The following is a 26,837-nucleotide window of genomic DNA, read 5'->3' on the forward strand; positions in this document are numbered from 1 at the left end:
GGTGAATAAAACCGGTGTTAACGATCGTCTGTACCGCGCGGAGGTTTTCAAACACCCATCCTTTCGGGACCGGCCGGCAACGGTCGAGGAGAAGGCGGGGCGGCCCGGGACCTGACCTGCGACGCCCGGAACGATTTGCGTCCCGGGCAGAGGGTGTCGGCGTCAGCCACGAAGGGCTGTCCAAGTTTGCGGGTCTCGAGCGTCTCAGGCCGCGGCCGTCGGATTCGCCACTTCGGCGGTGCCGTGGTGTTCGGCGTTGATGCGCTGGGCTTCTTCGAGCTGGTCTTCGAGGATGACGATGCGGCAGGCGGCGTCGATGGGGGTGCCCTGGTCGACGAGTTCCCGGGCCCGGGCGGCGATACGCAGCTGGTAGCGGGAGTAGCGGCGGTGTCCGCCGGCGGAGCGCAGCGGGGAGATGAGGCGGGCTTCGCCGAGGGCGCGAAGGAAGCCTGGGGTGGTGCCGATCATGTCGGCGGCTCGGCCCGTGGTGTAGGCGGGGTAGTCATCGTCGTCGAGACGGCTGTAGGAGTCGTCTGCGGTCATCGCACCTTCCTGTGGAACATGCTGGAGGGGCCCTGGTGCCATTGGCACCAGGGCCCCGAAGGAACTGCTACACCATCTGCCGGCCCTGGTTACTGCGCCGGCCTCTTGTGTCCGCGTGCCCGGCCTGGTTGCTGTCGGGGTGCGGGGATCGCGGTTGCTTGACCGGAGACCACCTCACTATCGGATGTCCTGCGGTACCCGGACTCGAAGACTTCCGCCCGGGCGATCCTGATGGCGCCTCGTTCCTCCGTTCTTCCCTCTGGGATCAACTGCTTACCAAACGGGTACTGCGTACTGCTGATGATGCGAACTGCTCAGTGACCTGCCACAGCGCCACCCTTTCGGCAGCCAGCCCCGTCGCCCGTCCTGCGTCTGCTCTGGCTTAGAACCCCACTGCCGAACCTCCCGGTGCGCGCGCCCACAGCCGACGCCTTCACCGAGGTACCGCTCACTGACTTCACTGCTGAGTACTGCCACTGCGGTACTGCTCACGGCGGCCCCTGATCACCGCGGGCCACCCGGTCCGGTCGTCAGTCCCGTCGCCGTCCTGCAACAAACCTGGCTTCGAAACTCCACCACCGCACCGCCCTGCGAACTACAACTGCGCTACTGCTGCCCGGCAGTTCATCTCTGCCAGGCCCTGCGGTCTCTCTGGGTTACGAGAGAAACCATAACCACACCACCACCCAATGTCTACTCCGACGGACACAGATTTATGTTCGTGAGAGGCAGAGGTAGTTTGCCTGGCAGCCCTCAAGCGATCCTGACCGCTCCAGCCCCGGCCCGACCAGTCACTAATCAGCGGAGCAGGGCCGCAACTTTCCCCGGAGCGCATCGAGCTGCTGTCCGCGATCGGGATGCGGTGGGCGTAGAGGCAAAGAACAGGCGGTCATCACTGTGAAGGCACGGAGGGCCGGACCGGCTTCTTCGGCCGCCCGGCGCAGCGCGTCCGGCGAGCCGAGCAGCGAGGGTGGCAGTGACGCCCCAAGAGGTGCGGGAACAGCGTGGCGCGGACGGCGGCTGCGACGTTGGTCGCCTGATGCGGGGTTTGACCAGATCGCCATCCACCGGCAGTACCTCCGGCACTGCGAGCAACGGATCAAGCACGAGCACGAAGAGGGCCTGTGCTGGTTCCCGGACTCGATCCCCGCGTTCCAGAGCATGCATGCGCTCGCGCTGCCCTTCGAGCTGCATCCCGCCTGGCGGGACAACTGGTATCCCTAGTGTTGCGCCGCGGATCTTCCGCGCGCAGCGCTGGGGACCAGCTGCCCGGGGCCCGATGGAACTCGCCGGGGGCGAGCGGCGAAGGAGAGGTGAAAGCCCAAACCTTCGAAGCGTTCTTCAGGACGAGAGGAGCCCCGATGACCGTCGACCCAGGCGTCCGCACAGGGGTGGACAGTGATGCCTCGGTAGTTGCGCGGTCCCGGGATGAGCCCGAGGCGTTCGCCGTGCTCTTCGACCGGTACGCGGATGCGGTACACCGTTATCTGGCCCGTAGATCTTGGTCCAGGCGCGGTCGCGGGCTCCGGGCCGGTAGCGCTGGTTCATGGCTTTCACGACCAGACCTTCGACACCGGTGACGTCTGTCCAGTCCTCCAGCCGCTCCCTGGCCTTGTCCGGGTCGGTGGTCATCGGGCACAGGGTCCACGGGGGTCAGTTGCGCGGGCCGCGAAGAGGACCTCCAGGCGTCTGCGGCGCTCGGCGTAGGGCAGGGCCAGCAGCTCGATGCCGTCGATCTGCAAGGCGTCGAGGACGATGAAGGACGCGGGGGTCTTCGCGGCGAGCGCGGTGGCGGTGCGGCCGCGGGCGGCGGCCCGGCGCTGGAGGGCTTCGAAGGACAGCCGGCCGGCTCCGGTGTCCCAGACAACGAGCTCGCCATCAAGGACCAGACCGTCCGGCAGCTGCTCGGCAGCCGAGACCAAGTCGGGGAAGCGGGAGCCGCGCCGGGTCTGCAGGAGCAGGCGGCCGCCGGGGCCGGTGGGGGTGAAGAGGATCGCGCGGTGGCCGTCGAACTTCTGCTCCGCCGCGAAGCCGCTCGCCAGCACGCCGGAGCCGGGGACGTACTCGGCGACCTGAGCGAGCATCGGCTCGAAGGGCGGGATGAGAACCACTCGGGGATGGCCTCCTTACCGGCGCTCCGGGCCTGGCACCCGACAGCCTTCCCCAGCCAGGCGTGCATGGCGCGTGGATAGGGCCAGAGGGCTCTGCCGAGTCAGGCTCCGGGGTGGGCCGGCTTCTGCTGCGCCTCCACAAGCCGGGCCCGGCACTCCTGGCAGAGCGGATTCCCACCGACCCCATATCGGCAGCACGTTCGATGACTTCTCTGCACCGACAGCGAGATCGGCGCCGTCATCGAAGCGCCGGCCGAAGACCTTCACGTTTCGACAAGTCCTCACCCGGGTGCTCGGCTACGGATGTGCGGACGCCGTACCCACGCGTGCAGGCATCTGATCGGCCTCCCCTCGAGGCTCGGAAGCGCCCTGCCCAACGAGCCAGAGATGCTGCAGTTGACACCGCAGCATCTCGCGGCTGGCCAGCCGCAGCCAACGCTTGACCTCTACTGCCCGCTTCGTATGGCCAGCACCAGCCAGACGACTGGTCCCGCTGCCAGAACGATCAGCAGTAGACAGCACGGTACCTGGGACGGCCCCTTGAGTGGCTCGGCTGCTACCAGCGGGGCCACTCGGCGCACGTCGTCGGCGTGATACCAGCTCTTACCAGCGGACCCGGTAGTGGTCATCCAGCTCTCCGTACGGACCCGCACTCCATGGGCCAGCACATTTACATACACCGAGCGAGCACCGACGCCCGGCCACAAAGTGCTCACCTGGCGCTCCGTCAGCCAGTCGCCCTCCGGCTCGTCAGCCATATCTTGCCCTTCTCCCAGCAGCCAGTGACACGGCATCATGAACTGTCCCATAGCCAGGCGCAGTTACTCCCCCTATCGATCCTCGGCGTTCAGAGGCGGCGATATCCGCTTCCCGGGCCCCGAACGCCTGACGCGAGCAGGTTGGCCCTCGTCATCGAGAACGGCGGTCAGGTACTCCTTGCCCAGCATGGCGACCGTCGCATTGCCGGCCTTGCCGGACTCCTCCAGAGCGGCGCGCAGCAGTTCGTAGACCGCCAGGTATTCCTTGCTCTGCGGGGCGATGGAGTAGGTGCGGTCGAAGTGGACGGGGTTGACCTGGTCGAGGTCGATGAAGCCGGTCATGTCGACGGTCTGGGACTCCCCGGAGCGATCTCTTCCAACTTGTCGGGTCCGACGACGACGTACTCGCCTCCGCCGAGGTCGTAGCCCTTGACGATGTCGTCGGTCTCGACTTCGCCGCCGGTGCGTTCGTTGTCGCCCCACCGCCCCGCCCGGTCGGCAGGCGCCGGCCGAGTCAACCGGCGCGGCCGGGTCGGGCGGCCTGATGATGGCCACCGGCTTGCCGCCGGGCTTTCCCAAAGGCTTTCAGCGCCACCAACCGGCGCGGTCCGCTGATCCCGAACAGAAGCGGAGCGAGTAAGCGATGCAGGAGACGACCAAAGACAGGCGGACCCAGGCGGACCGCCGGCTCCGAACCCGCACCGCGCTTCTCGAGTCGGCCGCGCGGGGCCTGTCGCGCTTTGGCTACGGCAACCTGGTCCTGGAGCAGGTCGCCAAAGACGCCGGATACACCCGAGGGGCGCTCTACCACCAGTTCAAGGACAAGCAGGAACTGACCCTGGCCGTCATCGACTGGGTCATGGAGACCCGGGACCGGGAAGTGGGCCGGTCCGTCGAGCAGCAGCCTGACCGGTCGCGGCCCTGCTCACCCTGGCGCGCGGCCACGCCGTCTACTGCCGGCGTGACATCGCCCGTGTGGCGATCGCCCTGCGGCTGGAGTTCTCCGGCCAGGACCACCCGGTAGGACGCGAGATCGAGAAGAGTTACGGGGAGCTGGTCGAACTCTGTCTCGGTCTCATCGAGGCCGGCCGTACGAGCGGTGCCATCCCCGACGGGCCGCCGGCCGCCGCCCTCGCGCTCGCCTTCGTCGGCGCGCTCGAAGGCACGTCGATCGCGCTGTCCTGCCAGATGCCGTACGACGAGCAGCTGGTGGCCCGCGCCGCCGCCGGCGTACTCGGACTCAACCAGGTGCAGTACTGAGTGGGAGGCATGGAAATGGTCCGCACGGTGGTGCCCGTGGTGCTGACGACTGTCCTCGTGGCGATCGACCTGATGCACTTCGTCTGGGCGTTCTCCCCCTGGCCGATGAAAGACTCGGTGACGTTCACCAAGTCGATCGCCGGCAGCGACGACGGCGTGATGCCGTCGGTATCGAGCACCCTGCTGGTGGGTGTGGCGCTGATCGGTGGCGGTGTGCTCACCCTCATGGTCAGTGAGTCCATCCCGGCGATCGGCCCGGACTGGCTGCGGTTGGCAGGCATGTACGGGCTGACCGCGGTTCTGCTCGCCCGTGGCCTGGGCGGGTACATGATGAACTCCGGAGCCGCCAGCGAATTCCAGCGGTTGAACAGCCTGCTGTACTCGCCGTTGTGCGTGGCACTCGGCGTCCTGGGCGGCCTGGTAGCCGTGGCCGCGACCAGGCGTTAGAAGCCGTTGTCCTTCCGAGAGCGATGGGTTCGTTTCCACTGGTCAGGTGTAGGGGTGGTGTTTCGGCGGGAGGGACGGGGTGTCGTCTCTTGGGTGGAGGAGCCGGGATGCCGTCTGTGATGGGTTTGCTGGAGGAGCGCGAACGCGCCGCTCGGCAGCGGGTGGAGGTCCTGCAGGCCGAGCTCCAGGAGGCGGAAGCCGCGTGGGAGCGATTCGTGATTGCCCGTCAGACGGTGGCCGAAGTCCTGGCAGAACCCCCTGTGGGCGAGGAGGCGTCGCTGGCCGGGGTGGCCGGTAAACGGCCTGCGCGGGTCGCCGGGGCGGTGCCCGGTTCGGTGGTTCCCGCCTGGAGGGAAGGGCTCGCTCTCGACTCACTGGCGCCGGACTACCAACGGCTCGTGGAGGTCCTGGCGGGGAGCGGGGAGGAGATGGACTGCCGGCAGCTCGCGGCGGCCTTGGGTCTGGAGGTGGCCGCGTCGAAGGCGTAGGGAGTGCGGTCGAAGGTGAAGCGCCTGGCCGCGCGGGGCTGGATGGCCGAGAAACGTCCGGGGATGTTCAACGTGCTCGCCGGGCGAGCCGGCGGCTCATGACCATGCTCATCGACCACCGGATCATCGCCTCGGAGGTGTCGGTGCGGGTCTCGTAGTCGCGGACCAGGCGGCGTGAGTGCATCAGCCATGCGAACGTCCGTTCCACCAGCCACCTTTTCGGCAGCACCACGATGCCCGTGGCGTTGTCGGTGCATCTGACCACCGTCACCGCGATCCGCAGGACATTGCGGGCGAGGTCGACCCGGCGTCCGGTGTAGCCGCCGTCGGCCCACACCAGCGAGATGCGCCAGTGCCGCATCCGCAGCCGCTCCAGCAGCGTCCGGCCGGCCTCGCGGATGCGGCGGTGACCATCACGGCCAGCAGAAGCCCGAGGGTGTCCACGACGATGTGCCTCTTGCGGCCGTTCACCTTCTGCCCGCCGTCGAACCCCCGGCTGGCAACCGGTACCGACGCGGCCCCTTTCACCGACTGCGCGTCGATGATCCCGGCGGTCGGCTCCGGATCACGACCCGACGCCTCGCGGACCCGGTCGCGCAGCCGGTCGTGGAACTCGGCGACCAGGCCCTTGTCCCGCCAGCGCCGGAAGAAGGCGTAGACGCGGTTCCATGTGGGGAAGTGCGCAGGCACCGCTCTCCAGGCAATGCCGCCCGCGACCAGGTAGCGCACCGCGTCGGCCAGCATGCCGGTGGCAGTAGCTCTCCGGCTGCCCGCCCCTTCCCTCCAGCCAGGCGGGCACGGGCATCGCGTCGCGCACCGGCCACAAGGCCACACCGCAGCATCGGAGGCCCGCTCGCATCCCACCCGAGGCCGGGCCTCCACCTGTCCACGCCCGGCCTCACTGGACGCCTCGAGCAGCGCGGGCAGCTCGCCTCGGGCCGGGACTCGAACGGGCCACCTGAGCTGTCCGTTGTCGGCGTCGTCGGCTGCCCTTGACCACGTGACCTCACCTGCGCTGTTGTCAGGCTGGCGTACCGCTATGACGCACCCTGCCAGGCGCCCCGGCTTCAGCCCCATACGGGCCTCCCAGAGCCGCCGGGTCCTGGAGATGCTCGCCGGACCGCTGCGGATCCTCCGGGCTGACTCACTGCGTTGATGTATGACTGGCTGGCGTCGGCGATGAAGTCGCGGCTGCTGTGAGGGGCGAGGGCCTGGGCCTGGAGGTGGTCGTACATCGCGCTGTAGTGCTGGACGTCGGATGGTTTCTCCAAGTAGAGATCGCTGGTGAACCGTTCCAGATACACCACTGAGTCGGGACTGTCGGCGAACCGCAGGATGGAGAACTGTCCTGATAGGCCCGGGTGGGCTCCCACGGTGTAGGGCAGGATCTGCACGGTGATGTGCGGCTCGGCGCCGATGGCCTCGAGGTGCTCCAGTTGTTCGCGCATGATGTCGGGGCCGCCGACGACGCGGCGCAAGGCCGACTCGTCCAGGACGACCCGCAGACGCAGCGGACGGGCCGGGTCGTAGATCCGGTGCTGGCGGCGCAGCCGCACCCTGAGACGGGTGGCGGCCTGTGCGGCCGTGGGCAAAGGGATCGTTTCCGCAATGACTGCGTGGGCGTAGGCCGGGGTTTGGAGCAGGCTGGGGATCGCCAGGGGCTCGTAGGCGTGGATCGTAGTAGCGTCCGCCTCCAGGCCGATGTAGACGCTCTGGGGGATGTCGCCGTAGACGTTCCACCAGCCCGGCTGCGCGCATTCCCTGGCCATGCGCATCAGTGAGTCGACGACCTGCTGGTCCGTCACTCCGTAGATCACGCACAGATCGCGTACGTCGCGGGCGCTGATGGTGCGACGACCGTTCTCCAGGTGACTGATTTTGGGCTGAGAGACCATGAGCCGTTCTGCCGCTTCGGTGCTCTTCAGCCCACTGGCCTGGCGGAGCCGGCGGAGCTCGGCTCCCAGGCGGCGCTTTGTGACGGTGGGGTTACTGTTCGCCGCCACGGGCGGTGTACCTCCGGCTCCAATTCCTGTTCAGAACCGCAGATTGCCATGGAGCAGGACTTGTCGATCAAGCGGCGTGCCGTCGTGTTGGTGGACTGCCGAAACGGACGCTTACATTGGCATTTGCCCCAGGCAACCATGGCAGGGATCCTCTCGCCGTGGCGGCTCGCAAGCACCTGATGCGGCCCCCGACCGCATCAGGTGCTTCGACGGAAGCAACTGGGTAGGTCTCCGCAGGGGGCATGCCCACGGCCCCAGGAGCACTGGATGTCGCGCACGGAGCGCGCCGACCCATCGGTCTGGGGTCACCGAATCCAGGAACCCCAATGTGGCGCCGGCCCTGACAGCACAGCACTCACCCGAACGCTGCTTTTGCTGGATACCGCCGTCCTGCGCCCCGATCCGCACGCGCGCGAGCAAGTTGGGAAGTGCGGGGGAGGCTGAACCGTCAGGAGGGCGTGTTCGTTCCCTCAGATGCAAGGTGAGCGCCTCTACGCGTTGCCGAACAGAGAGCGGTAGCCATGGGGCAGCTCATTGAGGATCCGCGCAGCCCGGTCAGGAGGGAGATCGCCAGCGAGGAGGCCGGCAACTCGGCGTCCTAGCGGGCGGTCTCGGCGCTCGCTCCGGTCCGCCCAGCAATCCGGTTGCAGCACTCCATCGGCCCGAATGGCTCTGTCTCCTGCTCTGAATGGTCCTCCCGGGTTTCTGTCACAAAGGCGTGCCGTTGCTTGGGAGGGCGAGGACTGAGCCGGGCAGCGAGCACGCCGGTACTGCCGCGAGTAGCTGCGGTGTTTCTCCCGTGCCCTCATGTGCACCCGCGTCACGGGCCCGCGCCAGGAAGCCGTCGTAGCTCATGATTGATCTTCCTGGGCCCGCTGGAGGCGGGCACAGGGCGCGTCTTCGTCTCCTGCATACAGCTGAGGGGCGAGGCGGGGATGCCGTGGCGGGCAGAAGTCTGGTCACCGCGCTGCGGAACGGGGTGTCGTCGCCGCCACCGGTCCCGGCTGCGCCGGTACCGGCGCGGATTCCTGCCCGAGTGAGGCATCCGCATCTGCGGCACCGATGCGTTGGGTGGCGCGTTTCCACAGCCGCCCCAGGAGGCAGTAGAAGCGATCCGGCAGGAATACGGCGTCCGCGACGATCATGGCACCGGAGAAGAGAGGCAACCCCATGAGTGCTGCGATACCGATGTGCATGCACAGCAGCAGGGCCAGGACGGGGTATTTGAGCCGGCCGAAGAGCACGAACGGGAAGGCGACCTGCAAGAGGACCGTCATGTAGCAGGCGAGGGCGATCGGGAGCGGGAACTGGTCCACGAGGTGGGAAAGTGCGGGCCAGGGCTGGAAGAGTTCGAGGTTCAGGGCGTAGTGGAGTGCGGTGCCGTTGCCCCAGGTAGCGCCCTGGACTTTGTACAGGCCGGTTGATCCGTAGAGGAAGCAGACCTGGGCCGCGATGACGAAGAGGCCGCAGTTGTGGACCGCGGTGATCAGGCAGGTGCGGGCGTTGTTGCGTTGCTGCGAGGAGAAGCTCCGCACCGGCTCCGGCCTGGTGCCCGCACGAGCCGCTCTGATCCGTACTCTGCGTGCGTCCAGGGACCAGCGCCGGCCGCACGCGGTGAGGGTGAGGTAGAGCGCCATCAGGAGGATCAGATTGTCGCCCCCGTCCGTCATGAAGATCGATCGGGCATGGAACGAGATCACCACGACGGCGAAGAGGACGGACAGGAGGCGGGTGCGCCAGCCCAGCATGAACAGTGTGGACGTGACGAGGGCGGTCGCGTAGCAGAGTTCGAAGTAGGTGCGGCTGTCGGACAGGGTCAGGATGCTGTTCCACCCTGTCTGGTCGAAGAGCTGTCGCGCCAGCGCGGGCGTCCAAGGGGAGCTGGGGCCCCAGATCTCGTGGCGGTGCGGGAACTCGCGCAACAGGAAGACCAGGTAGAGCAGTCCGTAGCCGATGCGCAGCACCGACGCGGCGTACAGGGACAGCGGCCGACCGGTCACCAGGGCCCACAGCGTGCGGATCCGGTCGATGGCCCATCGGGCAGCGCCGGCAGGCACGGTCTCTCCACGTGTCGGCCTTGGGGGCGCTGGTGTCGTGGAGCCGGTCTTGGGGGTCTGTTCATTTCCCATGGGTGGTCACCTTCCACCAGGGCAGGAGCCGGGTCTCGGCGGGCGTACGCGGGCCGCTGGCTGGCGTGCCGGGTGCGGGGATGGGGTGTGTGATTACACGAAGCTGAATGAAGTCGAACGTGCCACGGTTGTGGGCCGTGACGCGGTCCGCGGCGATATTGCTCAGATACTTCTGGATCATTACAGCGCGTTCCGTGCGTGCCTTGTCGTCTCCTGCGTGTGTTTCGGTGTAGGAGGTCCAGGCGCGGCGCAGTAGGTTCTGCGTCGTGTGGCTCGGGAACGGGTTGTGCTCGACTGCGGAGTTGTCTGCGGCGGTCAGGTCGTACCAGTCGCTCACCTTGGCCGATCCGTCGACTGCCGTGTGTGCGGTTCTGACCTGAATTTGGCGGTTGACGGAGTCGGGGTCCGGGGCGAACAGGCGCCAGTTTTGTTCGAAGTAGGGGTACACCCATGCGTTGATCGCCATGGTGTATCTCTTCGAGACGGTGTTGGCGGGCGCCACGTGAAGGAACACGAGGACGACGTGGACGAGAGTCGTGAACAGACACAGGATCACGACGGTGCGCAGCCCTGCCTGCAGGACGCGGGCACCCCGCTTCCGTCTTCCGGCGTCCGCTTCGCTCTGGCATCCGTCCGAGTCCGGGCCAGTATCGGGCTGCTGGAGTTCCCTCGCGTCTGCTGATTCAATCGCGCTCGACACCGGCCACCTTGTCTTTCCCATTTCAGCCACTCGCGCCTGACATCTTTGACCTGGACCGGTGGTGCACGGCGGACTCGATGAAGATTCCGCCGTGCACCATCAGTCGATGAGCGGGTTTGCGGCAGCGTGCTGCCTAGCCCTTGTGGCTCGCCGGCTTGTTGCCGTAGCCGTAGCTGTAGACGTCGTCCTCGTTGCCGTGGTCGGGCTTGCCGTGCCCTTCCTCGTGTCCGTGGCCCGGCTTGTCGTGGTGGTGGCCGGGCCCGCCGGGCTTGTCGTGGTGGTGGCCGGGCCCGCCGGGCTTGTCGTGGTGGTGGCCGGGCCCGCCGGGCTTGTCGTGGTGGCCCGGCTTGCCGGGCTTGCCGCCGTGCCCGCCGGTGGTGTTTCCGGCGATGTTGCCCTGCGTGTTCCCGCCGGCCGTGTTCCCGGCGGTATTGCCGGCAGTGTTCCCGGAAGTGTTGCCCTGCGTGATGCCGGAGGTGTTGCCCTGCGTGTTCCCGGCGGTGTTGCCGGAGATGCTCCCCGAAGTGCTTCCGCCCACGATGCTGACGATGGGGCCGTCGAGGATGGGACCGCCCAGGACCCCTCCACTGATCAGACCGCCGGTGCTTCCACCGGTGGTCGCGCCGGCAGTCGTGCCATTTGTAGTGCCGGTGGTCGTGCCGGACGTAGCGCCCGTCGTAGTGCCGGTGGTCGCGCCGGACGTAGCGCCCGTCGTAGTACCGGTGGTCGTGCCGGACGTAGCGCCCGTCGTAGTACCGGTGGTCGTGCCGGACGTAGCGCCCGTGGTGGTGCCGGTGGTCGTGCCGGACGTCGTTCCCCCGGTGGTGGTCGCACACCCGCCGAGGAAGATCCGGTTGGTGTCGAGCGTCACGGCACCGTTACGGGCCAGCGCACGGCCCTCGATGCTCGTCCCCGTAGTCACGCTGATCGACGTCAGAGCCATGATCGTGCCGACGAAGGTGGAGCTGGTGCCGAGCGTGGCCGAACTCCCGATCTGCCAGTACACGTTGCACGCCGAGGCGCCGTTCGTGAGAAGCACCCGGCTGGACGATGCCGTCGTGAGAGCTTCGGGAATCTGGAACACCCAGACAGCGTTGGGGTTTCCCCCGGCGTCCAGGATCAGGTCGCCGTTGAGTCCGACACCGGATACAGCGGTGTGGACGCCCGGAAGCAGCGTGTTGCCATTGCCGATTCCCGCCGGAAGCGCGAAGTCGGTGGCCTGGCCGGCAGCGTTGTTGTACGCCTGGACCAGATCGGACTTGGCCTGCTGCGCGACAGCGTCCGCGGAATGCACGGCACCGAGCACGATGCCGGGAGGAAACCCGCTGATGGCAGTGCCCGGGTGCACCCCAAGGTCGTGGTCGATCACAGAGGGTCCGGTGTTGGTGATCTCCGAGCCCGCCAGAACGGAGAAACTGGCGGCCGTGCCCAGAGGTACGGGTGTCGCGATCGCCAGTGCCGTCGTGGGAGTCACGACGACCATCACGGCCGCGACCGCTGCGGCCACAGCCGCAGCCAGCCAGCCGGACAATGCGCGGCGCCGAGCCGCTTGAGGGAACTGCAGCTTCATCGAAAGGCCATTTCCTTTGAAGGGGGCCGGAGGTCGTGCACCGGGCCCTACCGATCGCCCGGGCAGCCATTTCTGTGTCGCCGCATATTACGCAGAAATATCCGGACGCCAGCAATAAGTAGGAGCGACGAGGGGAATGATCAGGCATCCAAATGGCGCCCGGTGCGATACAAGTACGGGAATGCGCATTATCTATAATCCGACTTACCGCCCCGCTTGCGAGGGCACTGCTGCACCAGATGAGGGAATATCACACACTGTTCACGAGATAATCCGATCCGTGCTTGCCAAAGCGCCGCCAGCCAGGTGCTCTCACAAACCCGCTCCCGGTGGGCGTGGCGAAGTGAAAAGTGCCGCCCAAGATCCGCACCGCCGAGTCGGCATGCGCGGACCCATGCAGAGCCACCACGCAGCACACATCGGTGGCCGCCAGGCGCCGGCTCACACACGGCCGACGACCCTTGGGTCACCGCAACGCCGGTTGATTGGGAACACCACGTCGCGGCCCTCATCTGCCTGGCCCGTGGCGTCTACATCCTCTGCACCATGCCCGCGACTGACGAAAACCATTGAGGCGCGTTATGGAATGCGAGCCAGGGCGTCGGCCGCGCATGACCGGAGGCTGCTGTTGCGGGTCCGGTCTCGGGTTCCCTCCACCCCGCACTCGGCGGCACTCCTGGCTGGGAGGCCACTGCCCCCAGTCCCCCGCTGGCCGTCACTGGTCGCCGGAGCGGCGAGGTGCTGTCATGGGTAAGGGAGACTGCGCGAACGAGCCGGCAGGGCCGAGGCCGGCGCCGCGCGTGTCGGCCCGGGCAGCTCGACCGCGGCCGCCCGTCACAGAAGCGGAGGAGGCCAGTGCCATGCTGCATCGCCGCACGGTGGGTGAGGTAATGACCGAGGACGTCGTCACCCTCCGCCCCGACACACCGTTTCAGGAGGTCGCCGCCCTGCTGGACGCGAACGACATCGCCTCGGCCCCGGTCGTTGACGCCGACGGCACGCTTGTCGGCGTCGTGTCCGCGTCCGACGTGTTGCGGCACGAGACCGGCATGCCCGCCCCGCAGGGGACGGACGGGAACGACGAGCGGGCGTGGGGAAAAGTCCGGGCCCGGACCGCGGCCGCGCTCATGAGCAGCCCCGCCTGCACCGCCCGTGCCGGCTGGACGATCCCACAGGCCGCACGAGAACTCCGCAGGCGGCACGTCAAGCAGCTGCCAGTGGTCGACGACGACGGGCTCCTCACCGGCATCGTCAGCCGCAGCGACCTGCTCGATGCATTCATTCGCTCCGATGACGAGATCCGCCGCGAGGTCGAGCAGGACGTCCTGGGGCGCATCCTTGGCCTGGGCGAAGGCACTGTCGCAGTTGAAGTCCGGGACGGAGCCGTCGCCCTGCGGGGTCGCGTCCCGGAACCGCGACTCGTCCTGGTGATCGTGGGCCTCTGCCAAGGCATTGACGGTGTCGTCACCGTAGAGCCCCACCTCACAGGTCAAAACAGCGTGTCCTGAGTCAGAGGTCGTCTAGGTCGGCCGGCACTTCGCGGTCGAGCTTGCTTCTTGAACTCCATCGCACGATGCCTGCGATGAAGCAAGCCGATCACTTTCCCCGTAGCGGTGTCCAGGGCCGCGAAGAGCGCGGTGGGGCCCGAGCGAACGTAGTCATGACTGCGGTGCTCGGGCACGTCCGGCATCATTGAGGGCCGCAACGGGGAGGGAGAGAAGGAGGGCGAGCCCGGCATCAGCCGCCAGACCCTCGACAAGGTCAAGGCGCTCCCGGGCGTCGAGTCCGTCTCCGGCCGCGTCTCCGGCTTCGCCGGCGTGGGCAACGAGAACGGCAAGCTGATCGGCTCCGGCTGGTCCAACGCGGGCTCCAACCACATGCCCGTCAAGGACGGCAAGGACCCGCTCTACGCCTTCACCCAGGGCGCCGGCCCGGCCAGGGCCGACGAGACCACCCTCGACAGGGCCACCGCGAACGAGGGCGGGTACAAGGTCGGCGACAAGGTCCGCGTCGCCACCAACGGCCCGGTCGAGGAGTGCTCCCTCGCCGGTGTCTTCACCACCGAGGACGGCGCCGTCCAGGCCGGCGGCAGCCGGGTGCTCTTCGAGACCAAGGCCGCCCAGGAGCTCTACTTCAAGCCCGGCTACTTCCAGGAGATGTCGGTCGCCGCCAGGAGCGGCACCTCCGCCGACCAGCTGCTCACCGAGATCAAGCCGCTCCTCGACGCCCACAACACCCAGGCGCAGACCGGCGCGGCGCTCGCCAAGGAGCAGGCGAAGGAGATCGAGAAGAGCCTGGGCAAGATGAGCACCATGCTGCTCGCCTTCGCCGGCATCTCGCTCTTCGTCGGCGTCTTCCTCATCTACAACACCTTCACCATGCTGGTCACCCAGCGCACCAAGGAACTGGCCCTGCTGCGCGCCGTCGGTGCCAACCGCGGCCAGGTGATGCGCTCGGTCCTCGCCGAAGCCCTCGTCGTCGGCGCCCTGTCCGCCATCATCGGCCTGATCGGCGGTACCGGCCTCGCCGTCGGCATGCGCTCCCTGATCGGTTCCTTCGGCGCCAAGCTTCCGGGCGGCGACCTCGTGATCGCCCCGGGCACCGTCGTCGCGGCCCTGGTCATCGGCATCCTCGTCACCACGGGCGCCGCGCTGCTGCCGGCCTGGCGCACCGGCCGGATCGCCCCCGTCGCCGCCATGGGCAGCGCCCACCTGCCGGCCACGGGCAAGTCCCTGGTCGTGCGCAACGTCCTCGGTTCCCTCATCAGCGCCCTCGGCATCGGCCTGGTCGTGCTCGGCGTGTCGATGGGTGGCGACGAGGGCCGCATGCCCATCGGCGGGGGCGCGTTCTTCCTGCTCATCGGCATGATCGTGCTGCTGCCGCTGCTCTCCAAGCCGGTCATCGCGGCCGTTCGCCCGCTGCTGCAGAAGGTGTTCGGGGTCCCCGGCAAGCTGGCCGCCCAGAACGCCGTCCGCAACCCGCGCCGCACCGCCGTCACCGCCGCCTCCCTGGCGATCGGTCTCACTCTGGTCACCACCCTGTCGGTGCTCGCCATCACGATGGGCAAGGTCGTCGACCGCAGGAGTACCGAGAAGCTCAAGGCGGACTACAGGGTCTCCATGGCCTCCCTGGGCAGCCTGGACAAGTCGGTGACCGAGACCCTCGCCAAGACTCCCGGCATCAAGGCGGTCTCTCTCCCCCACACACACGCACAACTTGGTCAGGATTAGCGACGACTTCCGGTCGGTCTCCGGCGTCAACCCGGCCACCATCGGCCAACTCCTGAACGTCGAGGTCGTCAGCGGTTCGCTCGACAGCCTCGGCAAGGGCGAGCTCGCGGTCGCCGAGAAGACGGCGAAGAAGCAGAACCTCATCGTCGGCTCCACCCTCCAGGTCCAGTACGACGACGGGCAGCAGAGCACTCTGAAGGTCGGCGCCGTCTATGAGGATCTCGGGGAGCTTCTGTCCCCTTATGCCATGGAGAATAAGATCCTGGCTGGACACACCGAGGACCAGTACATCCGCGAGGTGTAGATCAACACCGTCGGCGGCGAGTCCAAGGCAGACCAGCAGGCCGTGGTGGACGCCCTCGGGAGAAACCCGGCTATGACGATCGCGCCCCGGCAGGACATGCGCAACCTGCTGGGCGGCCAGGTCAACACCGCGCTGAACGTCATGTAGGGCCTGCTTGGCATGGCGCTGGTCATCTCCGTGCTCGGTGTGGTCAACACCCTGGCGATGTCCGTCTTCGAGCTGACGCAGGAGATCGGCATGCTGCGGGCGATCGGCCTCGACCGCAGCCGGGTCAAGAACATGATCCGCCGGGAGGCCGTGGTGATCTCGCTCTTCGGTGCGGTCCTGGGCGTCGCCATCGGCGTCTTTCTCGCCTGGGCGGTTGGCAGTACCACGCTGTCGACGGAGCCGAACTACGAACTGATCGTGCCCTACGAGCGGATCGGCATCTTCCTCCTGCTGGCCGCCGTGGTCGGTGTCCTGGCCGCCATGTGGCCGGCCCGCAGCGCCGCCCGCCTGAACATGCTGACGGCCATCAAGACCGAATAGCACGCCCGGGGCATTTACGGGAGCGATCATCATGGTGTGCCTATAGCAAACGCTGTTGCAGGAGGTCGCTCTTGGGCAGGCCGGGGTGCGGCTCGGCCTGCTGTTTCACCGTGTCAGGCGAGGTTGTGCATGGTGGCGACGGCCTGGACGGCCTGATGGAGGCCGTCGCCTTTCTGGCGGCAGTCGCGGAGGATCTTCCAGTTCTTCATGCGGGCGAAGGTGTGCTCGACGTGCTCGCGGATGCGGCGGTGTTCGCGTTGTCCTCTTCCTGGCCGCGCAGGAGGGGCGCCGTCTGGCCCTTCTGCGGTGCGGGACGATCAGCCCTGTCCCGGTAAGCGCGGTCCGCGATCACTGTCGTCCCGGCCGCCTTGGCCGGGAGGTCCGACTCGCGCCAGACGTGGGCGTCGGCCCTGTTTCCCGGCGCGGGCCGGGCCGAGGCGATGACCAGGCGGGGTCGGCGTCGATGATGACCTGCACGTTCGCCGAGAAGCGGTTGTTGCGGGAGGAGGCACCGACCTTCCGTTCGCGGGCCGGGACCAGCGTGCCGTCCAGGCTCCTCAACCGCTCGCCATCGGACGGGCCGCGGGGCCGGCAGACCGTCGCCGGAAAGGTCCCGAAGAGCGGAGCGGACTGCGGCCAACGATCGTGCGCCCGCTGGGCGGTGCGAACTGCCTCGTACCCCGAGGGAAGCCAGTGTTGGGTCAGCCGGGCGGTGGGGCGCCGTTCAGGCGCTCAGGCGCTGTGTGGCGCGGTAGATGCGCAGTTTGCGGCGTGTGGTCAGGGGTGGGAGGCCGGCCAGGATGAGGCGTCGGGCGCGGTGGCCGGGGCCCACGGCGTGTATGTCGGCGATCGGCCTGCCGATGTGGTTGTCGCAGGGAACGACGTCGCCCACACGCAGTTCCCACGGCAGGAGGTCTATCGCCACCGTCCCGAACGGCTGCCGCGGCAGGGCCGGCGCGATGCCGGGTGAAGTGGTGCGGGTGCCTGCAGGCTCCGGTGCAATGATCCATTGGCGACTCACGCCCGCAGCACTACCCCTCACTACAGCGGACCATGCGACGCTCCGCAGGGCAGTGTGGGCCTCGGGCATGGGGCCCCTTTGCAGCCGGGTTGTGCGGCGCGTGACTGTGCGCGGTACCTGCGAGCGGTCGGTGGGGAGGCATGAGCGCATGTGGACCTTGCCGGACCCCATGCTTGCCGCCCCTGTGTCCGAACCGGGGCTGCCCCCGGGGTGGGCTGCGGAGCTGAAGTGGGACGGTTCTCCAGACACCTCGTGATGTCTCATTCGGGTAGCTCCGTTACTGCTTCGTGCGAGCGGCTGAGGCTTGCCCCGTGTCCGCGCCGGAGCTCACGTGCCGCTGGGTCTCCTGCGGGCCGTGCCAGTCCAGGCACACCACGGTGGCATCGTCTTCCAGCCGCCCGCCGGCCACATCCCGGACTGCAGAGGTCAGCATCAGCGCACTTTCCCGCGGGTGCAGATCCCGGGTGTGTTCCAACAGGGCGGGCAGGTCGACCTCCTCCCCATGACGTTCGAGCATGCCATCGGTGAACATGAACAGCCGATCACCGCAGCGCAGATCCAGGTCCTGAACGCGGTAGGGGCGGGGCGTGAGCTCGGACAGCCCGAAGGGATGGTCCACCTCGCAGGTGATCATCCCAACGGTGCCGTCACGCATACGCCATGGCCAGGGGTGGCCTGCGTTGACAAGCTGGGCCTGCCCTGTGTGGAGATTGATCCGCAGCAGCTGCCCAGTGGCGTGGCCGCGACTGTGATCGATCAGCGCCTGGTCGGCCCGGTGGGCCTGCTCTGCCAGGCTGGCTCCCGCGCGGCGGGCGCCGCGAAGTGCGCTCACCAGGACCGTAGCGGCCAGGGCGGCATCGATGTCATGGCCCATGGGGTCGGTCAGCGACACATGGAGGGTGTCGCGGTCCAGGCTGTAGTCGAAGGTATCGCCGCTGAGGTCTTCGGAGGGCTCCAGGCTCCCGCACAGGGTGAACTGCGCAGCCTCGCACGACAGTGACGGGGGCAGTAGCTGGTACTGGATTTCTGCTGCCAAGGTGGGGGGCCTGGAGCGTTTACCCCAGGTGTAGAGGTCGGTGAAGCGCCCGTTGGCGATCACGATGTAGGCCAGGACGTGGGCGGCTTCCCCGACCGCGTCAAGGACGTCCTGGCCGGGGTCGGCCGGCAGGAGCAGTTCCAGCAGCCCAATCGCATCCCCCCGGTTGGTCACCGGCATGATCACCCGCTGGCCCTGGCCGGTCGCCTCCTGATACAGCCGCTGGGTACGGATCACCTTCTCGTAGACGCTGCCGACCATGGGGATCCGCTCCGCCACTCCCCCACCCTCAGTAGGTGCGGTGGACAACCGCACCACCGCCCTCCCCGTCAGGTCCACGATGAGGAAAGAGACCTTTGTGGCCTTGAAACGCAGCCGCAGGTCCTCCGCGACCACGTCGACGGCATCCACTGGCGCCGCCGACTCCGCTGCCGTCAGCAGCCGAGGGAGTTCACTCTGCCCACCAGTCACGACCGCAGTTCCTTCCACCGGCCCCGCCTACCAGCTTGGAAAGCACCGCGGCGAGCGTGAATCCGTCAACAGTCACGGTAAGTGAAGACGATCACGTTATGCGTTCACAGGAATATTAACGAGCCCGTATCTCATGAGACACGGCACACAGGGGCACCTCCCAAGTCGGGCCCCACCCCCAGAGCGTGTCTTTGATCGGCTGATCAGTTGATGGGATGTGTCCGTCCGGTTAATGCTCTCTGATGGGATGTGGGACCGGATCGAGCCGCTGATGCCGTCCGGTCCGGTCCGCGGCCGGAGGCGGGCCGACCATCGCCGCACCCGTGAGGCCATCGCGTGGAAGTACGCAAGTGCTCGCCCTGGCGGGACCTGCCGGACGACTCGGCTCGTTCGAGACCGCTCACAAACGGCTGATCAGGTGGGCCGTGGACGGCACCTGGGAACGTATCCTCGCCGCGGTCCTGGCAGCGGCCGACGACGCTGACGAGGTCGGCTGGACCGTATCGGTGGACTCCACGGTCCGCCGGGCCCACCACCATGCCGCGGGCCTGCTTCGGGCGCTGGGCAGCCTGAGCGTCAGCACGGATGGCCCCTTGCGGTGCTGCCGTTGACTGCCGGGACGCACAGGGCATGCAGCGCGCCCTCCCAGACCAGGACGCGGAACAACTTCCCCGTTTGGTGCACCTCCTGGCGCCGCATGCGCGCCTGTACGGCTGCCTCGGTATCGCGTGGCGACTGCATCAGCTGGGCGTTCTGAATCAACAGGTGCCGGGCGTAGTCGGGCCGTCTGGAACAGCCCCGGAATGACGGTGGCCTCGTACCCCCGCACGGTGCGCGTGTCCTGATAGGCGGCAACGTAGCGATCCTGCACGGGGCGATGCCCGGCCACGAGTTGACGGCGCCAGGACCATTGCTGGGACTCCAGGCCGCGCAGACGGCTCTTCAGGTCGGCAGCCTCGGCCGGCACGTCCGCTGCGGCGGCCCACGCGACGAGGTCATCGGCGGTCGCGGTCTGCTTGCCGTGCTCCAGCCGCGAGACCTTCGAGCGCTGCCAGCCGAGGCGTTCAGCGAACTCCTTGCCGCGGTGCGGAGTTGACCATCAGCCTGCGCGACACCGGGCGCCCGCTCGGGTGGCGGTTGCACTACCGGGTACGCCGGGACAGCCCCGTCATCGAGCGCTGGACGGAGCTGCGGCACACCGGCGCACACGGCGAGCCGCCGCTGACCCTGGTGCGCCACGCGGCTGCGCAGTGGAACCTGCCGGTGCTCCCGGAGTACCGGGTCGGGACCGTGCACGGGCGCTGGGTCGGTGAGTTCCAGCTGCGGCGGACACCGCTCACCGTCGGCGAGACGAGCTGGGGCAGCCGGCGCGGTCACACCGGCCATCAGAGCAACCCCTGGGTCACTCTCGACAGCGGGGACGCCACCGAGGAGAGCGGCGAGGTGTGGTCCGTCGCGCTTGCCACGTCCGGGAGTTGGCGGACCACGGCGGTGCGGTCGGCGGAGGGCCGGTGCAGTGTGCTCACCGGTGGCGGTCACGAGGGCGTCGAACTGGCCCTTGCCCCGCGCGAGTCCTGGACCACGCCGATCAGCACCGGGCAGTACGGGTCCGGCGGGTTCGGTGCGGCGTCGCGGGCCTGGCATGCGTATGTGCGCGCCCATGTCCTGCCCACCGCCGACGAGTCACGGCCCGTGCTCTACAACTCCTGGGAGGCGACGGCCTTCGACGTCACCTTCGACAACCAGCGGGGCCTCGCCGATCTGGCCGCGCGGGTCGGCTCGGAGCTGTTCGTCGTCGACGACGGGTGGTTCGGGGCGCGGGACAGCGACCGGGCGGGGCTCGGCGACTGGACGGCCCGGCCCGGGGCTTTCCCCGACGGCCTGCGCCCGCTGGCCGACCACGTGCACGGCCTGGGGATGCTGTTCGGGCTGTGGGTGGAGCCCGAAATGGTCAATCCTGACAGCGAGTTGTTTCGTACCCGTCCCGAGTGGGTGCTGCACCTGCCGGACCGGACGGCGCACACCCTGCGCAACCAGCTGGTCCTCGACTTCTCGCGGCCCGAGGTCGCCGGATGGGCGCTGGAGTGGCTGGTGCGGACGGTCGACGAGTTCGACGTCGACTTCCTGAAGTGGGACTTCAACCGGTCCTTCACGGAGTCCGGTTCGACGGGCGGGCGCCCCGACACCCGCCGCGTCTTCGTCGAGCACGCCCTCGGTGCGCAGCGGGTCCTCGCCTGGTTGCGGGCGGCCCGACCGACTGTGCGGATCGAGGCGTGCTCGGGCGGCGGCGGACGGGTCGATCTGGCGATTCTGGCGCGGACGGACCAGGCGTGGACGTCTGACAACACCGACGCGGTGGACCGGCTCGCGATCCAGCACGGCTTCTCTCAGGTCTATCCCGCGCAGGTGATGGGGGCGTGGGTCACCGACAGCCCGAACCCGCACACCCGCCGGTCGGTGCCGCTGAGTTTCCGGTTCCACAGTGCGATGGCCGGGGCGCTCGGTGTCGGTGGTGATCTCACACGATGGTCGGCCGACGAGCTCGACGAGGCGGCCGCGTTCGTCGCCCGGTACAAGGGAGTGCGGGAGACGGTCCAGCGCGGCGACCAGTACCGGCTCGGGGCACCGGGTGACGCGTCGCACGCCGTGCAGTACGTGGCCCGCGACGGCGGGGAGTCCGTCGTGCTGCAGTGGCGGGTGGGGCCGGCGGGCGGTGTGCCCGTTCCCCGGCTGCGGTTGCGCGGGCTCGACCCGGATGCCGTCTATCACGTCGACGACGACAGCGGGACGCTCCCGGCCGGCACCGTCCGCACCGGGGCGGCGCTCGCCGCGCACGGCCTCGCGGCGGAGCTGCCGGCCGGGGAGTACGCCAGCCGGATGCTGACGGTGTACCGGGAGATGTGAGCGCGGACATAGCCGGTGTAGGCGCAGGAGTGGATGCTTGTACGACGCGGCCAGGGCCGGGCACAGCAGCAGCCTGGGACAGGCGGCTTCCCGAGGTGCTGCCGCTGGTGGACTGAGCGCGGGCCGTGCGGGGCCCGTTGCGGAGGGCGGTGGCGGGTGGGGGCTGGTGCCCTACGCGCCACCGCCGCCCGGGGCTGCCGTGAAGGGACGGGTCAGCGCGCCAGCCACGAGCCGAACATGACGCCCTTGTCCAGCGCGCCGAGCGCCTTGGGGCCGAACGACGCGATGCCGGTGACCGTCAGGCCGCCGGCCGCGCCCCGCAGGTGCCAGGCGGCGCCGGAGTCGGCGTAGGTGGCGTCCTCCAGGGGCGCGGTCGCCGTCAGGTCGGCCTTGCCGTCCTTGTTGGTGTCCGACAGCAGGACCTGGCTGCCGAACGTGTCCTTGCTCTCGGAGGCGCCGGGCACGCCGCTTGTGGACTGCTGGAAGGCCTGCGCGCCCGTGCCGGTCAGGCCGGTGCGCGAGCCCTTTAGCAGCACCGTGCTCCCCGCGTCCGTGACCGACTCGATGTCCTCGCCAAGGATGCCGACCGCGATGTCCGCGTAGCCGTCGCCGTTCACGTCGCCCGCGCTGATCGAGGAGCCGAACTGGTCGCCCTCCTCGCCGACGCCGGGCACGCCCGCCGTGTCCTGCGTGATCTTCGCGGTGCGGGTCGTCGAAGGCCCGTCCGCGGTGCCGTACTTGATGAGGATCGTGCCCTTCTGGTACGGCATGTCCTCGAAGTTGTTGCCGATGTCGCGGACGACAAGGTCGCCGTAGCCGTCCTTGTCGACGTCCGCGATCGCCCCGCCGACGGAGGCCGCGAGCGGCTTGGGGCTGGTGTTCACGCCGTCCTTGCCGCCGGCCCAGAACCTGCTGGCGTACGCCATCTCCTCGAAGCCGTGGTTGGTGACGATGTCGTCGGCGCCGTCTCCCGTGATGTCGCCCGTGACGAAGCCGCCGGGGCCGAAGGTCCGGCTGGTGGCGACCGCCTGGGTGCTCGCGGCCTTGCCCTCGCGCGTGAAGGGGCCGTAGGAGATCAGCATGCCCTGGTCGTCGTTGTTCGGATCGCCGCTGCGCGGGAAGTCCACCGTGACCAGGTCGCGCTTGCCGTCGCCGTTGAAGTCGCCGGCGGTGACGTGCCCGCCGTTCCAGGGCAGCTCGGCGCTGCCCTGGCCGAACAGGCCGGCCGCGGAGCCCCACAGGATCACGGCCTTGCCGTCGTAGCCGTTGACGACGAGGTCGGTGTACCGGTCGCCGTCGAGGTCGGCGGCGGCCGTCTCCTGGCCGAAGCGTCCGCCGCTCTGCGGGTCGCCGGGCACGCCCGGGGTGGCGCGGCCGAAGGTCTTGGCGTGCGCGGTGTCGGGGCCCGACGCGGAGCCGTGGACGACCGTCACCTGGCCGGGCGTCGTGCCCTCGTAGCCGCCGACCGCAGAAAACACGAGGTCGGCGTACCCGTCGTGGTTGAAGTCGACGAGCGGCGTGCGCGGCGCCGCCGGCGCGGCCGAGGCCGAGCCGGCAGCGAGCACAAGGGGAGTGAGGAGCGTGGTGACCGCGAGGGCGGCCGTCAGGGAGCGTCGCACTGATCCTCCACAAGAAAGAAAGACAGGAAAAGAACAGCAGGCGAGAGAGGGAGGTCAGCCGCCGAGCGTGTGGCCGAACTTGGCGTCCTTCTCGGGGGCGCCGAGCTTGACGGGGCTGAGCGTGCCGGCGCCTGTCGTGGTCAGGCCGCTCGCGGTGCCGTAGAGGTTCCACAGGGCGCCCGAGTCGGCGAGGGCACCGTCCTCACCGGGGGCCGTTGCGGTCAGGTCAGCCTTGCCGTCCTTGTTCAGGTCGGAAAGGCGGACCTGGCGGCCGAAGTCGTCGCCTGACTCGGAGACGCCGGGCACGCCCGCGGTGGACTGGTTGTAGGCGATCGCGCCCTTGCCGGTCATGCCGCCGGCAGCCTTGGACGCGCCCTTGAGCAGGATCACCGCGCCGGTAGCGGTGGCGGCCTCCAGGCTCTCGCCGGGAACGCCGACCGCGACCTCCGCCCTGCCGTCGCCGTTCACGTCACCGGCGCTGAGGGACGCGCCGAAGGCGTCGTTCGCCTCGCTCGCCCCGGGAACCCCCGCGGTGGCCTGGGTGATGACCTTCTTGCCCGTGTTGCTCGGCCCGGTGGAGGTGCCGTACTGGATGGTGATACTGCCCGGGGCGGAGTCGATCTCCTCGGTGACGGAGCCGATGTCGCGGGTGATCAGGTCGCCGTAGCCGTCGCCGTCGACATCGCCGACGGTGCCGCTGTACGCCGTGCCGAGGGCCTTCGAGGTGTGGCCGACTCCGGTCCGCGACCCCTTCCAGAAACGGGCCTCGTGCTGCATCTCCTCGAAGCCGTGCGTGGTGACGATGTCGTCGACACCGTCGCCCGTGAGGTCACCAGTGATGAAGGAGCGCAGCCCCGTCGGGCCGTCGCTCGTGGTGATGCTGTCCTGGGTGCGGGTCTTGCCGTCGCGGGTGAACGGGCCATAGTGGATCGTCATCCCGGAGACGTCCGGGTCCTCGCTCGGGTCGGAGTTCACGACGAGGTCGCGCTTGCCGTCGCCGTTGAAGTCCCCGAGGGCGAACTCGGAGTACCGGTACGGCAGAACGGTGTTCTGGCCGGTAAGGCCGTCTTTGGAGCCCCAGAGCACGGTCGCCTCGATGCCGTCGCCGCCGCTCGGCACGAGCAGGTCGGTGTACGAGTCGCCGTCGAGGTCACCCGGGAGCATCTGGACACCGAAGGCGTAGGTGCCCTGGAGGTCGCCGGGAACACCGGGCGTGGCCCGGCTGATCATCTGGTGACGCGCCGTACCGGGCCCGGAGGCGGTGCCGTACACGACCGAGATGTAACCGGCCTTCTCCACACCGCCGACAGTACCGAGCGGCGCCGCGACCGCGAGGTCGGCGTGCCCGTCGTGGTCGAAATCGGTCATCGGCGTGCGGGGCGGCACGGGCGCGGCCGACGCCGTGTGGGAGGTGGCGAAGAGCGCGAGGGGGGTCGCGAGCGCGGTGACGGCGATCGCGGCGGTGAGAGTGCGGCGGGGCACTGTGCCTCCTGTACGAAACGTGTGTGACGCAACGGGAGACAGACCACCTCGAGTGAAGGTTGTACACCACAGAAGCCCCGTTACGAGATACGGACATTCCATCGAGTACGACGGCCGTTCAACTCCCGAGCGCCCACGCACACGCCACTGCTCCGGAGCGGAGCCAGGGAATGATCAACAGATGACCGAAACGAGCAGCAAGGACAACCGCTCCTTCCGGCGCGAGACCGAGCGGGTCGTCAACGAGATCGCCCAGGAACTCCGCACCCCGGACGAAGGTGCGGCCTTCTGCGCCTCCGCCCCCTCTGCCCCTGGCCGATGTCGAAGGTGACGTGGGTCTCGACTGAGCCCCTGCCGCACTCAGCGGTGCCCAGCCAGTTGGGTGATGGGCAAGCCGCCGTTCAGGGCGGCTTGCCCCGGTTCTCCCACCGTCGCCCTGTTCCCCCCGGGTACCGCGCGGAGAAGACAGCCCATGCAGTTAAGCCGTCAAGCCGTGGGGTGTTCGCCGCCCCCATCGTGCCCAGAACCTCGGCCCAGTCGGACTTCTGGACCCGGATCCGCCAGCTGTGGCACTGGGCCGGGAGCCATCTCGATCAACTGCACGAGCGTCCAGGCGACGCCGTAGCAGTCGTCGGGGCCGAAGCATGTGGCCAGGGCAGAGGCCACTTCGGAGGTGACAGGGCGGGAGATCACCGGGTGCCGACGGCAGAGTCCCGAGCTCTACCCTCGGTGCGGGGCAGGCTCGACGTGCGGAGCGGGTCAGGGGGCAGGGATCAGGGATCAGGGATCAGGGATCAGCCGATGGTCCCGCCGGTCGATCTCTTCCTCGCTCGCGTCCCAGTCAGTAAACCGTGCCATTCGGGGGCGCCGGCACGGCTCCCCCGACAGAGTCGAACCCCGCCCGAGTCGAACCCCGCCCGGCCTGTCAGTGGACGCGGCTTCCCCGCTCGTGTCTACGGAACACAGAGCGCGCGACCGGCACCAGCGGGGCGGCGCGACAGTGAAGGCCCTCACCGCTGCCCGGTGAGGGCCTCGCCGTGCATTCCCATACCTCAGAGCCGCGCTGCCTTTCGCGCAGCGTGTCAGTCTCCGGAAGGCTGGTAGGGCTCTGCTACTCGATCCGCATCTCGACGGCTTCCAGGTTCAGAGCCTCGCCCGTGGTGCCGAGGAGGATCTGGAAGCCGGTGCAAGGCTTCAGCCAACCCTTGTTCTGGACGTGGGCCCGCCCGTGGAGGCCCAAGTAGTCGGGTTGGACCATAACTTGTTCGATGCGCAGCGACTTGCCCACATCTCCCACCCTGATGACCTGGCCGCTGTTTGCAGACTGGGCGGCTTGCCCAGGCTCCCCTTGGGCTTGCCCGCGATGCCGCGGGGAGCAACCGTCGTCGGAGACCCCTGGGGGTCGCACTCAGGCGGTCGGGCGTCGGGGACTGCGACCAGGCGACCGCCGGTCAGGCCCGGCCAAGCCTGCTGTCCGGTGAGCTTGCCAGGTAAGCCTTGGGCTTGCCCGACGCGTGACCGGTCACCGCCACCGGCGTGACCGATCCGTGCCCCGCTGTGGGTCAAACCGCACGTCAGTGGCGTGACCGGTCCCTGCACGTCTCAGCCGGACAGGTCATTGGTCACCGTGCCGTCGGCCGACTCGGTCAGCCCTTCTCGGCGCTGGGGTGCATGGAGTTGAGACCGATGAGCAGGACCAGGGTTAGATCCACCTGTCCGCCGGCGGATGTGTACGGCAGGGCGCCTTCCGACACCGACTGGAGCAGCACCTCGAAGTCGACGTCTGCGAGGACGCCGGTGGTGACCGCGCCAATGCGGATGGCTGTGTCGTCGTCCAGGTCTGCCGTCGCCTTGCGGAGATCCCCTACCGTCAGGGCGCGGTGGAGTAGGCCCTGCCCGTCCCGCCGGATCCTGTAGTCGAACTCGAGGTGTGCGGGCCGGTGTGGTCGGCGCACAGCAGACACGGCTCCGGATCGGACGGAGTGCTTTCGGTGTCGCGCACGGTGCAGCCCGGCAGGATGATCAGCTCGCGGTACCCGGCCGCCAACGCAGCCACCATTCGTCCTCGCCCGAGGTCTGCGCCAGGGCGTAATGCCACTCGCCGTCGTGTCCGGTCTGCAGGTCGCATCAAGTGAAGTCGTCCAGCATGTTGGTGCCGTACTCCAGATCGGCGAGGTGCCGGTGCTCCTCCACCGTGAACGAGGTGGCCACCGCACAGCTCTTCCGCGCCAGT

The 26,837-nt window shown here is 68.6% G+C and carries 22 protein-coding genes and 6 pseudogenes; 11 read left to right on the forward strand and 17 right to left on the reverse strand.

Annotated features, from left to right (window positions below):
- Positions 1-204 precede the first annotated feature (204 nt).
- The gene (locus tag AC07FK_RS29645) at positions 205-543 is read right to left on the reverse strand and encodes a helix-turn-helix domain-containing protein (protein WP_479108023.1); all 339 of its coding nucleotides are present in this window, start codon (positions 541-543) and stop codon (positions 205-207) included.
- A gap of 897 nt (positions 544-1,440) precedes the next feature.
- Here AC07FK_RS29645 and AC07FK_RS29650 point away from each other — a divergent pair.
- Both AC07FK_RS29650 and AC07FK_RS29655 read left to right on the forward strand, forming a co-directional pair.
- Positions 1,441-1,767: a DUF6221 family protein gene (locus AC07FK_RS29650; protein WP_479108024.1), complete on the forward strand. Its 327-nt coding sequence runs from the start codon at positions 1,441-1,443 to the stop codon at positions 1,765-1,767.
- Positions 1,768-1,904: 137 nt separating this feature from the next.
- Positions 1,905-2,042, forward strand: a pseudogene (locus tag AC07FK_RS29655) (RNA polymerase subunit sigma-70); the annotation flags it as partial.
- 129 nt (positions 2,043-2,171) lie between these two features.
- Here the strand turns inward: AC07FK_RS29655 and AC07FK_RS29660 are convergent.
- On the reverse strand, positions 2,172-2,654 hold the full coding sequence (locus AC07FK_RS29660; protein WP_479108025.1) for an ATP-dependent DNA ligase: 483 nt from the start codon (positions 2,652-2,654) through the stop codon (positions 2,172-2,174).
- Positions 2,655-3,484: 830 nt separating this feature from the next.
- Complete coding sequence (locus AC07FK_RS29665; protein ID WP_479108026.1) at positions 3,485-3,754, reverse strand: Ku protein; 270 nt, start codon at positions 3,752-3,754, stop codon at positions 3,485-3,487.
- 301 nt (positions 3,755-4,055) lie between these two features.
- Between AC07FK_RS29665 and AC07FK_RS29670 the strand changes: the two genes are divergently transcribed.
- From AC07FK_RS29670 to AC07FK_RS29685, 4 genes are all read left to right on the forward strand, one after another.
- Positions 4,056-4,436, forward strand: coding sequence for a TetR/AcrR family transcriptional regulator (locus AC07FK_RS29670; protein WP_479108027.1), 381 nt, complete (start codon positions 4,056-4,058; stop codon positions 4,434-4,436).
- On the forward strand, positions 4,388-4,672 hold the full coding sequence (locus tag AC07FK_RS29675; protein WP_479108028.1) for a hypothetical protein: 285 nt from the start codon (positions 4,388-4,390) through the stop codon (positions 4,670-4,672). Before AC07FK_RS29670 ends, AC07FK_RS29675 begins: the two co-directional genes overlap by 49 nt.
- A 9-nt stretch (positions 4,673-4,681) precedes the next feature.
- Positions 4,682-5,119, forward strand: coding sequence for a DUF3995 domain-containing protein (locus tag AC07FK_RS29680; protein ID WP_479108029.1), 438 nt, complete (start codon positions 4,682-4,684; stop codon positions 5,117-5,119).
- 107 nt (positions 5,120-5,226) lie between these two features.
- Positions 5,227-5,607 carry a hypothetical protein gene (locus tag AC07FK_RS29685; protein WP_479108030.1) on the forward strand — a complete coding sequence of 127 codons (381 nt, stop codon included), beginning with the start codon at positions 5,227-5,229 and terminating at the stop codon, positions 5,605-5,607.
- 67 nt (positions 5,608-5,674) lie between these two features.
- Here AC07FK_RS29685 and AC07FK_RS29690 read toward each other — a convergent pair.
- From AC07FK_RS29690 to AC07FK_RS29710, 5 genes and pseudogenes are all read right to left on the reverse strand, one after another.
- Positions 5,675-6,684: pseudogene (locus AC07FK_RS29690) on the reverse strand (IS5 family transposase).
- Positions 6,675-7,610, reverse strand: a complete 936-nt coding sequence (locus AC07FK_RS29695) for a helix-turn-helix domain-containing protein (protein ID WP_479108031.1) — start codon at positions 7,608-7,610, stop codon at positions 6,675-6,677. The pseudogene AC07FK_RS29690 and the gene AC07FK_RS29695 overlap by 10 nt, the downstream one beginning before the upstream one ends.
- Before the next feature lie 959 nt (positions 7,611-8,569).
- The gene (locus AC07FK_RS29700; protein WP_479108032.1) at positions 8,570-9,739 is read right to left on the reverse strand and encodes an HTTM domain-containing protein; all 1,170 of its coding nucleotides are present in this window, start codon (positions 9,737-9,739) and stop codon (positions 8,570-8,572) included.
- Positions 9,729-10,460 (reverse strand): DUF5819 family protein, encoded by a 732-nt coding sequence (locus AC07FK_RS29705; RefSeq protein ID WP_479108078.1) that lies wholly within the window; start codon positions 10,458-10,460, stop codon positions 9,729-9,731. Before AC07FK_RS29705 ends, AC07FK_RS29700 begins: the two co-directional genes overlap by 11 nt.
- A gap of 112 nt (positions 10,461-10,572) precedes the next feature.
- Positions 10,573-12,009 (reverse strand): ice-binding family protein, encoded by a 1,437-nt coding sequence (locus AC07FK_RS29710; protein WP_479108033.1) that lies wholly within the window; start codon positions 12,007-12,009, stop codon positions 10,573-10,575.
- 860 nt (positions 12,010-12,869) lie between these two features.
- On the opposite strand from AC07FK_RS29710, the gene AC07FK_RS29715 reads away from it, so the two are divergent.
- Positions 12,870-13,517: a CBS domain-containing protein gene (locus AC07FK_RS29715; RefSeq protein WP_479108034.1), complete on the forward strand. Its 648-nt coding sequence runs from the start codon at positions 12,870-12,872 to the stop codon at positions 13,515-13,517.
- 10 nt (positions 13,518-13,527) lie between these two features.
- Here the strand turns inward: AC07FK_RS29715 and AC07FK_RS29720 are convergent.
- Positions 13,528-13,702 (reverse strand): annotated as a pseudogene (locus AC07FK_RS29720) (IS630 family transposase); the annotation flags it as partial.
- A gap of 658 nt (positions 13,703-14,360) precedes the next feature.
- On the opposite strand from AC07FK_RS29720, the pseudogene AC07FK_RS29725 reads away from it, so the two are divergent.
- Positions 14,361-16,071, forward strand: a pseudogene (locus AC07FK_RS29725) (ABC transporter permease); the annotation flags it as partial.
- 113 nt (positions 16,072-16,184) lie between these two features.
- Here AC07FK_RS29725 and AC07FK_RS29730 read toward each other — a convergent pair.
- The 3 genes and pseudogenes from AC07FK_RS29730 to AC07FK_RS29740 form a co-directional block, all read right to left on the reverse strand.
- Positions 16,185-16,704 (reverse strand): annotated as a pseudogene (locus AC07FK_RS29730) (transposase family protein); the annotation flags it as partial.
- A 91-nt stretch (positions 16,705-16,795) separates the two neighbouring features.
- The gene (locus AC07FK_RS29735) at positions 16,796-16,996 is read right to left on the reverse strand and encodes a hypothetical protein (protein WP_479108035.1); all 201 of its coding nucleotides are present in this window, start codon (positions 16,994-16,996) and stop codon (positions 16,796-16,798) included.
- A gap of 373 nt (positions 16,997-17,369) precedes the next feature.
- The gene (locus AC07FK_RS29740; protein WP_479108036.1) at positions 17,370-18,599 is read right to left on the reverse strand and encodes a PP2C family protein-serine/threonine phosphatase; all 1,230 of its coding nucleotides are present in this window, start codon (positions 18,597-18,599) and stop codon (positions 17,370-17,372) included.
- A gap of 217 nt (positions 18,600-18,816) precedes the next feature.
- Between AC07FK_RS29740 and AC07FK_RS29745 the strand changes: the two are divergent.
- Positions 18,817-19,147: pseudogene (locus AC07FK_RS29745) on the forward strand (transposase); the annotation flags it as partial.
- 28 nt (positions 19,148-19,175) lie between these two features.
- On the opposite strand, the gene AC07FK_RS29750 reads toward AC07FK_RS29745, so the two are convergent.
- A complete protein-coding gene (locus AC07FK_RS29750; RefSeq protein WP_479108079.1) occupies positions 19,176-19,340 on the reverse strand; it encodes a hypothetical protein in 165 nt (54 codons plus the stop codon).
- 351 nt (positions 19,341-19,691) lie between these two features.
- Here AC07FK_RS29750 and AC07FK_RS29755 point away from each other — a divergent pair, with 351 nt between their 5' ends.
- Entirely contained in the window at positions 19,692-21,503 is a 1,812-nt protein-coding gene (locus AC07FK_RS29755) for an alpha-galactosidase (protein ID WP_479108037.1), read from the forward strand.
- Positions 21,504-21,715: 212 nt separating this feature from the next.
- On the opposite strand, the gene AC07FK_RS29760 is transcribed toward AC07FK_RS29755, so the two are convergent.
- The gene (locus AC07FK_RS29760) at positions 21,716-23,122 is read right to left on the reverse strand and encodes an FG-GAP and VCBS repeat-containing protein (RefSeq protein ID WP_479108038.1); all 1,407 of its coding nucleotides are present in this window, start codon (positions 23,120-23,122) and stop codon (positions 21,716-21,718) included.
- A gap of 54 nt (positions 23,123-23,176) precedes the next feature.
- On the reverse strand, positions 23,177-24,604 hold the full coding sequence (locus AC07FK_RS29765) for an FG-GAP and VCBS repeat-containing protein (protein ID WP_479108039.1): 1,428 nt from the start codon (positions 24,602-24,604) through the stop codon (positions 23,177-23,179).
- Between the two features lie 181 nt (positions 24,605-24,785).
- On the opposite strand from AC07FK_RS29765, the gene AC07FK_RS29770 reads away from it, so the two are divergent.
- Positions 24,786-24,935 carry a hypothetical protein gene (locus AC07FK_RS29770; protein WP_479108040.1) on the forward strand — a complete coding sequence of 50 codons (150 nt, stop codon included), beginning with the start codon at positions 24,786-24,788 and terminating at the stop codon, positions 24,933-24,935.
- A gap of 780 nt (positions 24,936-25,715) precedes the next feature.
- Here AC07FK_RS29770 and AC07FK_RS29775 read toward each other — a convergent pair.
- Positions 25,716-25,892, reverse strand: a complete 177-nt coding sequence (locus AC07FK_RS29775; protein WP_479108041.1) for a hypothetical protein — start codon at positions 25,890-25,892, stop codon at positions 25,716-25,718.
- Between the two features lie 358 nt (positions 25,893-26,250).
- A complete protein-coding gene (locus AC07FK_RS29780; protein ID WP_479108042.1) occupies positions 26,251-26,559 on the reverse strand; it encodes a hypothetical protein in 309 nt (102 codons plus the stop codon).
- Between the last annotated feature and the right edge of the window lie 278 nt (positions 26,560-26,837).

It is taken from the genome of Streptomyces sp. NPDC046122 (genome assembly GCF_056429965.1).

What these genes read in the sequence shown, in the direction of transcription:
- AC07FK_RS29645 (WP_479108023.1), bottom strand. Translation starts at nt 543, where the DNA reads ATGACCGCAGACGACTCCTACAGCCGTCTCGACGACGATGACTACCCC.
- AC07FK_RS29665 (WP_479108026.1), bottom strand. Translation starts at nt 3,754, where the DNA reads ATGACCGGCTTCATCGACCTCGACCAGGTCAACCCCGTCCACTTCGAC.
- AC07FK_RS29670 (WP_479108027.1), top strand. Translation starts at nt 4,056, where the DNA reads ATGCAGGAGACGACCAAAGACAGGCGGACCCAGGCGGACCGCCGGCTC.
- AC07FK_RS29680 (WP_479108029.1), top strand. Translation starts at nt 4,682, where the DNA reads ATGGAAATGGTCCGCACGGTGGTGCCCGTGGTGCTGACGACTGTCCTC.
- AC07FK_RS29685 (WP_479108030.1), top strand. Translation starts at nt 5,227, where the DNA reads ATGCCGTCTGTGATGGGTTTGCTGGAGGAGCGCGAACGCGCCGCTCGG.
- AC07FK_RS29700 (WP_479108032.1), bottom strand. Translation starts at nt 9,739, where the DNA reads ATGGGAAATGAACAGACCCCCAAGACCGGCTCCACGACACCAGCGCCC.
- AC07FK_RS29705 (WP_479108078.1), bottom strand. Translation starts at nt 10,460, where the DNA reads ATGGGAAAGACAAGGTGGCCGGTGTCGAGCGCGATTGAATCAGCAGAC.
- AC07FK_RS29710 (WP_479108033.1), bottom strand. Translation starts at nt 12,009, where the DNA reads ATGAAGCTGCAGTTCCCTCAAGCGGCTCGGCGCCGCGCATTGTCCGGC.
- AC07FK_RS29715 (WP_479108034.1), top strand. Translation starts at nt 12,870, where the DNA reads ATGCTGCATCGCCGCACGGTGGGTGAGGTAATGACCGAGGACGTCGTC.
- AC07FK_RS29750 (WP_479108079.1), bottom strand. Translation starts at nt 19,340, where the DNA reads ATGCAGTCGCCACGCGATACCGAGGCAGCCGTACAGGCGCGCATGCGG.
- AC07FK_RS29770 (WP_479108040.1), top strand. Translation starts at nt 24,786, where the DNA reads ATGACCGAAACGAGCAGCAAGGACAACCGCTCCTTCCGGCGCGAGACC.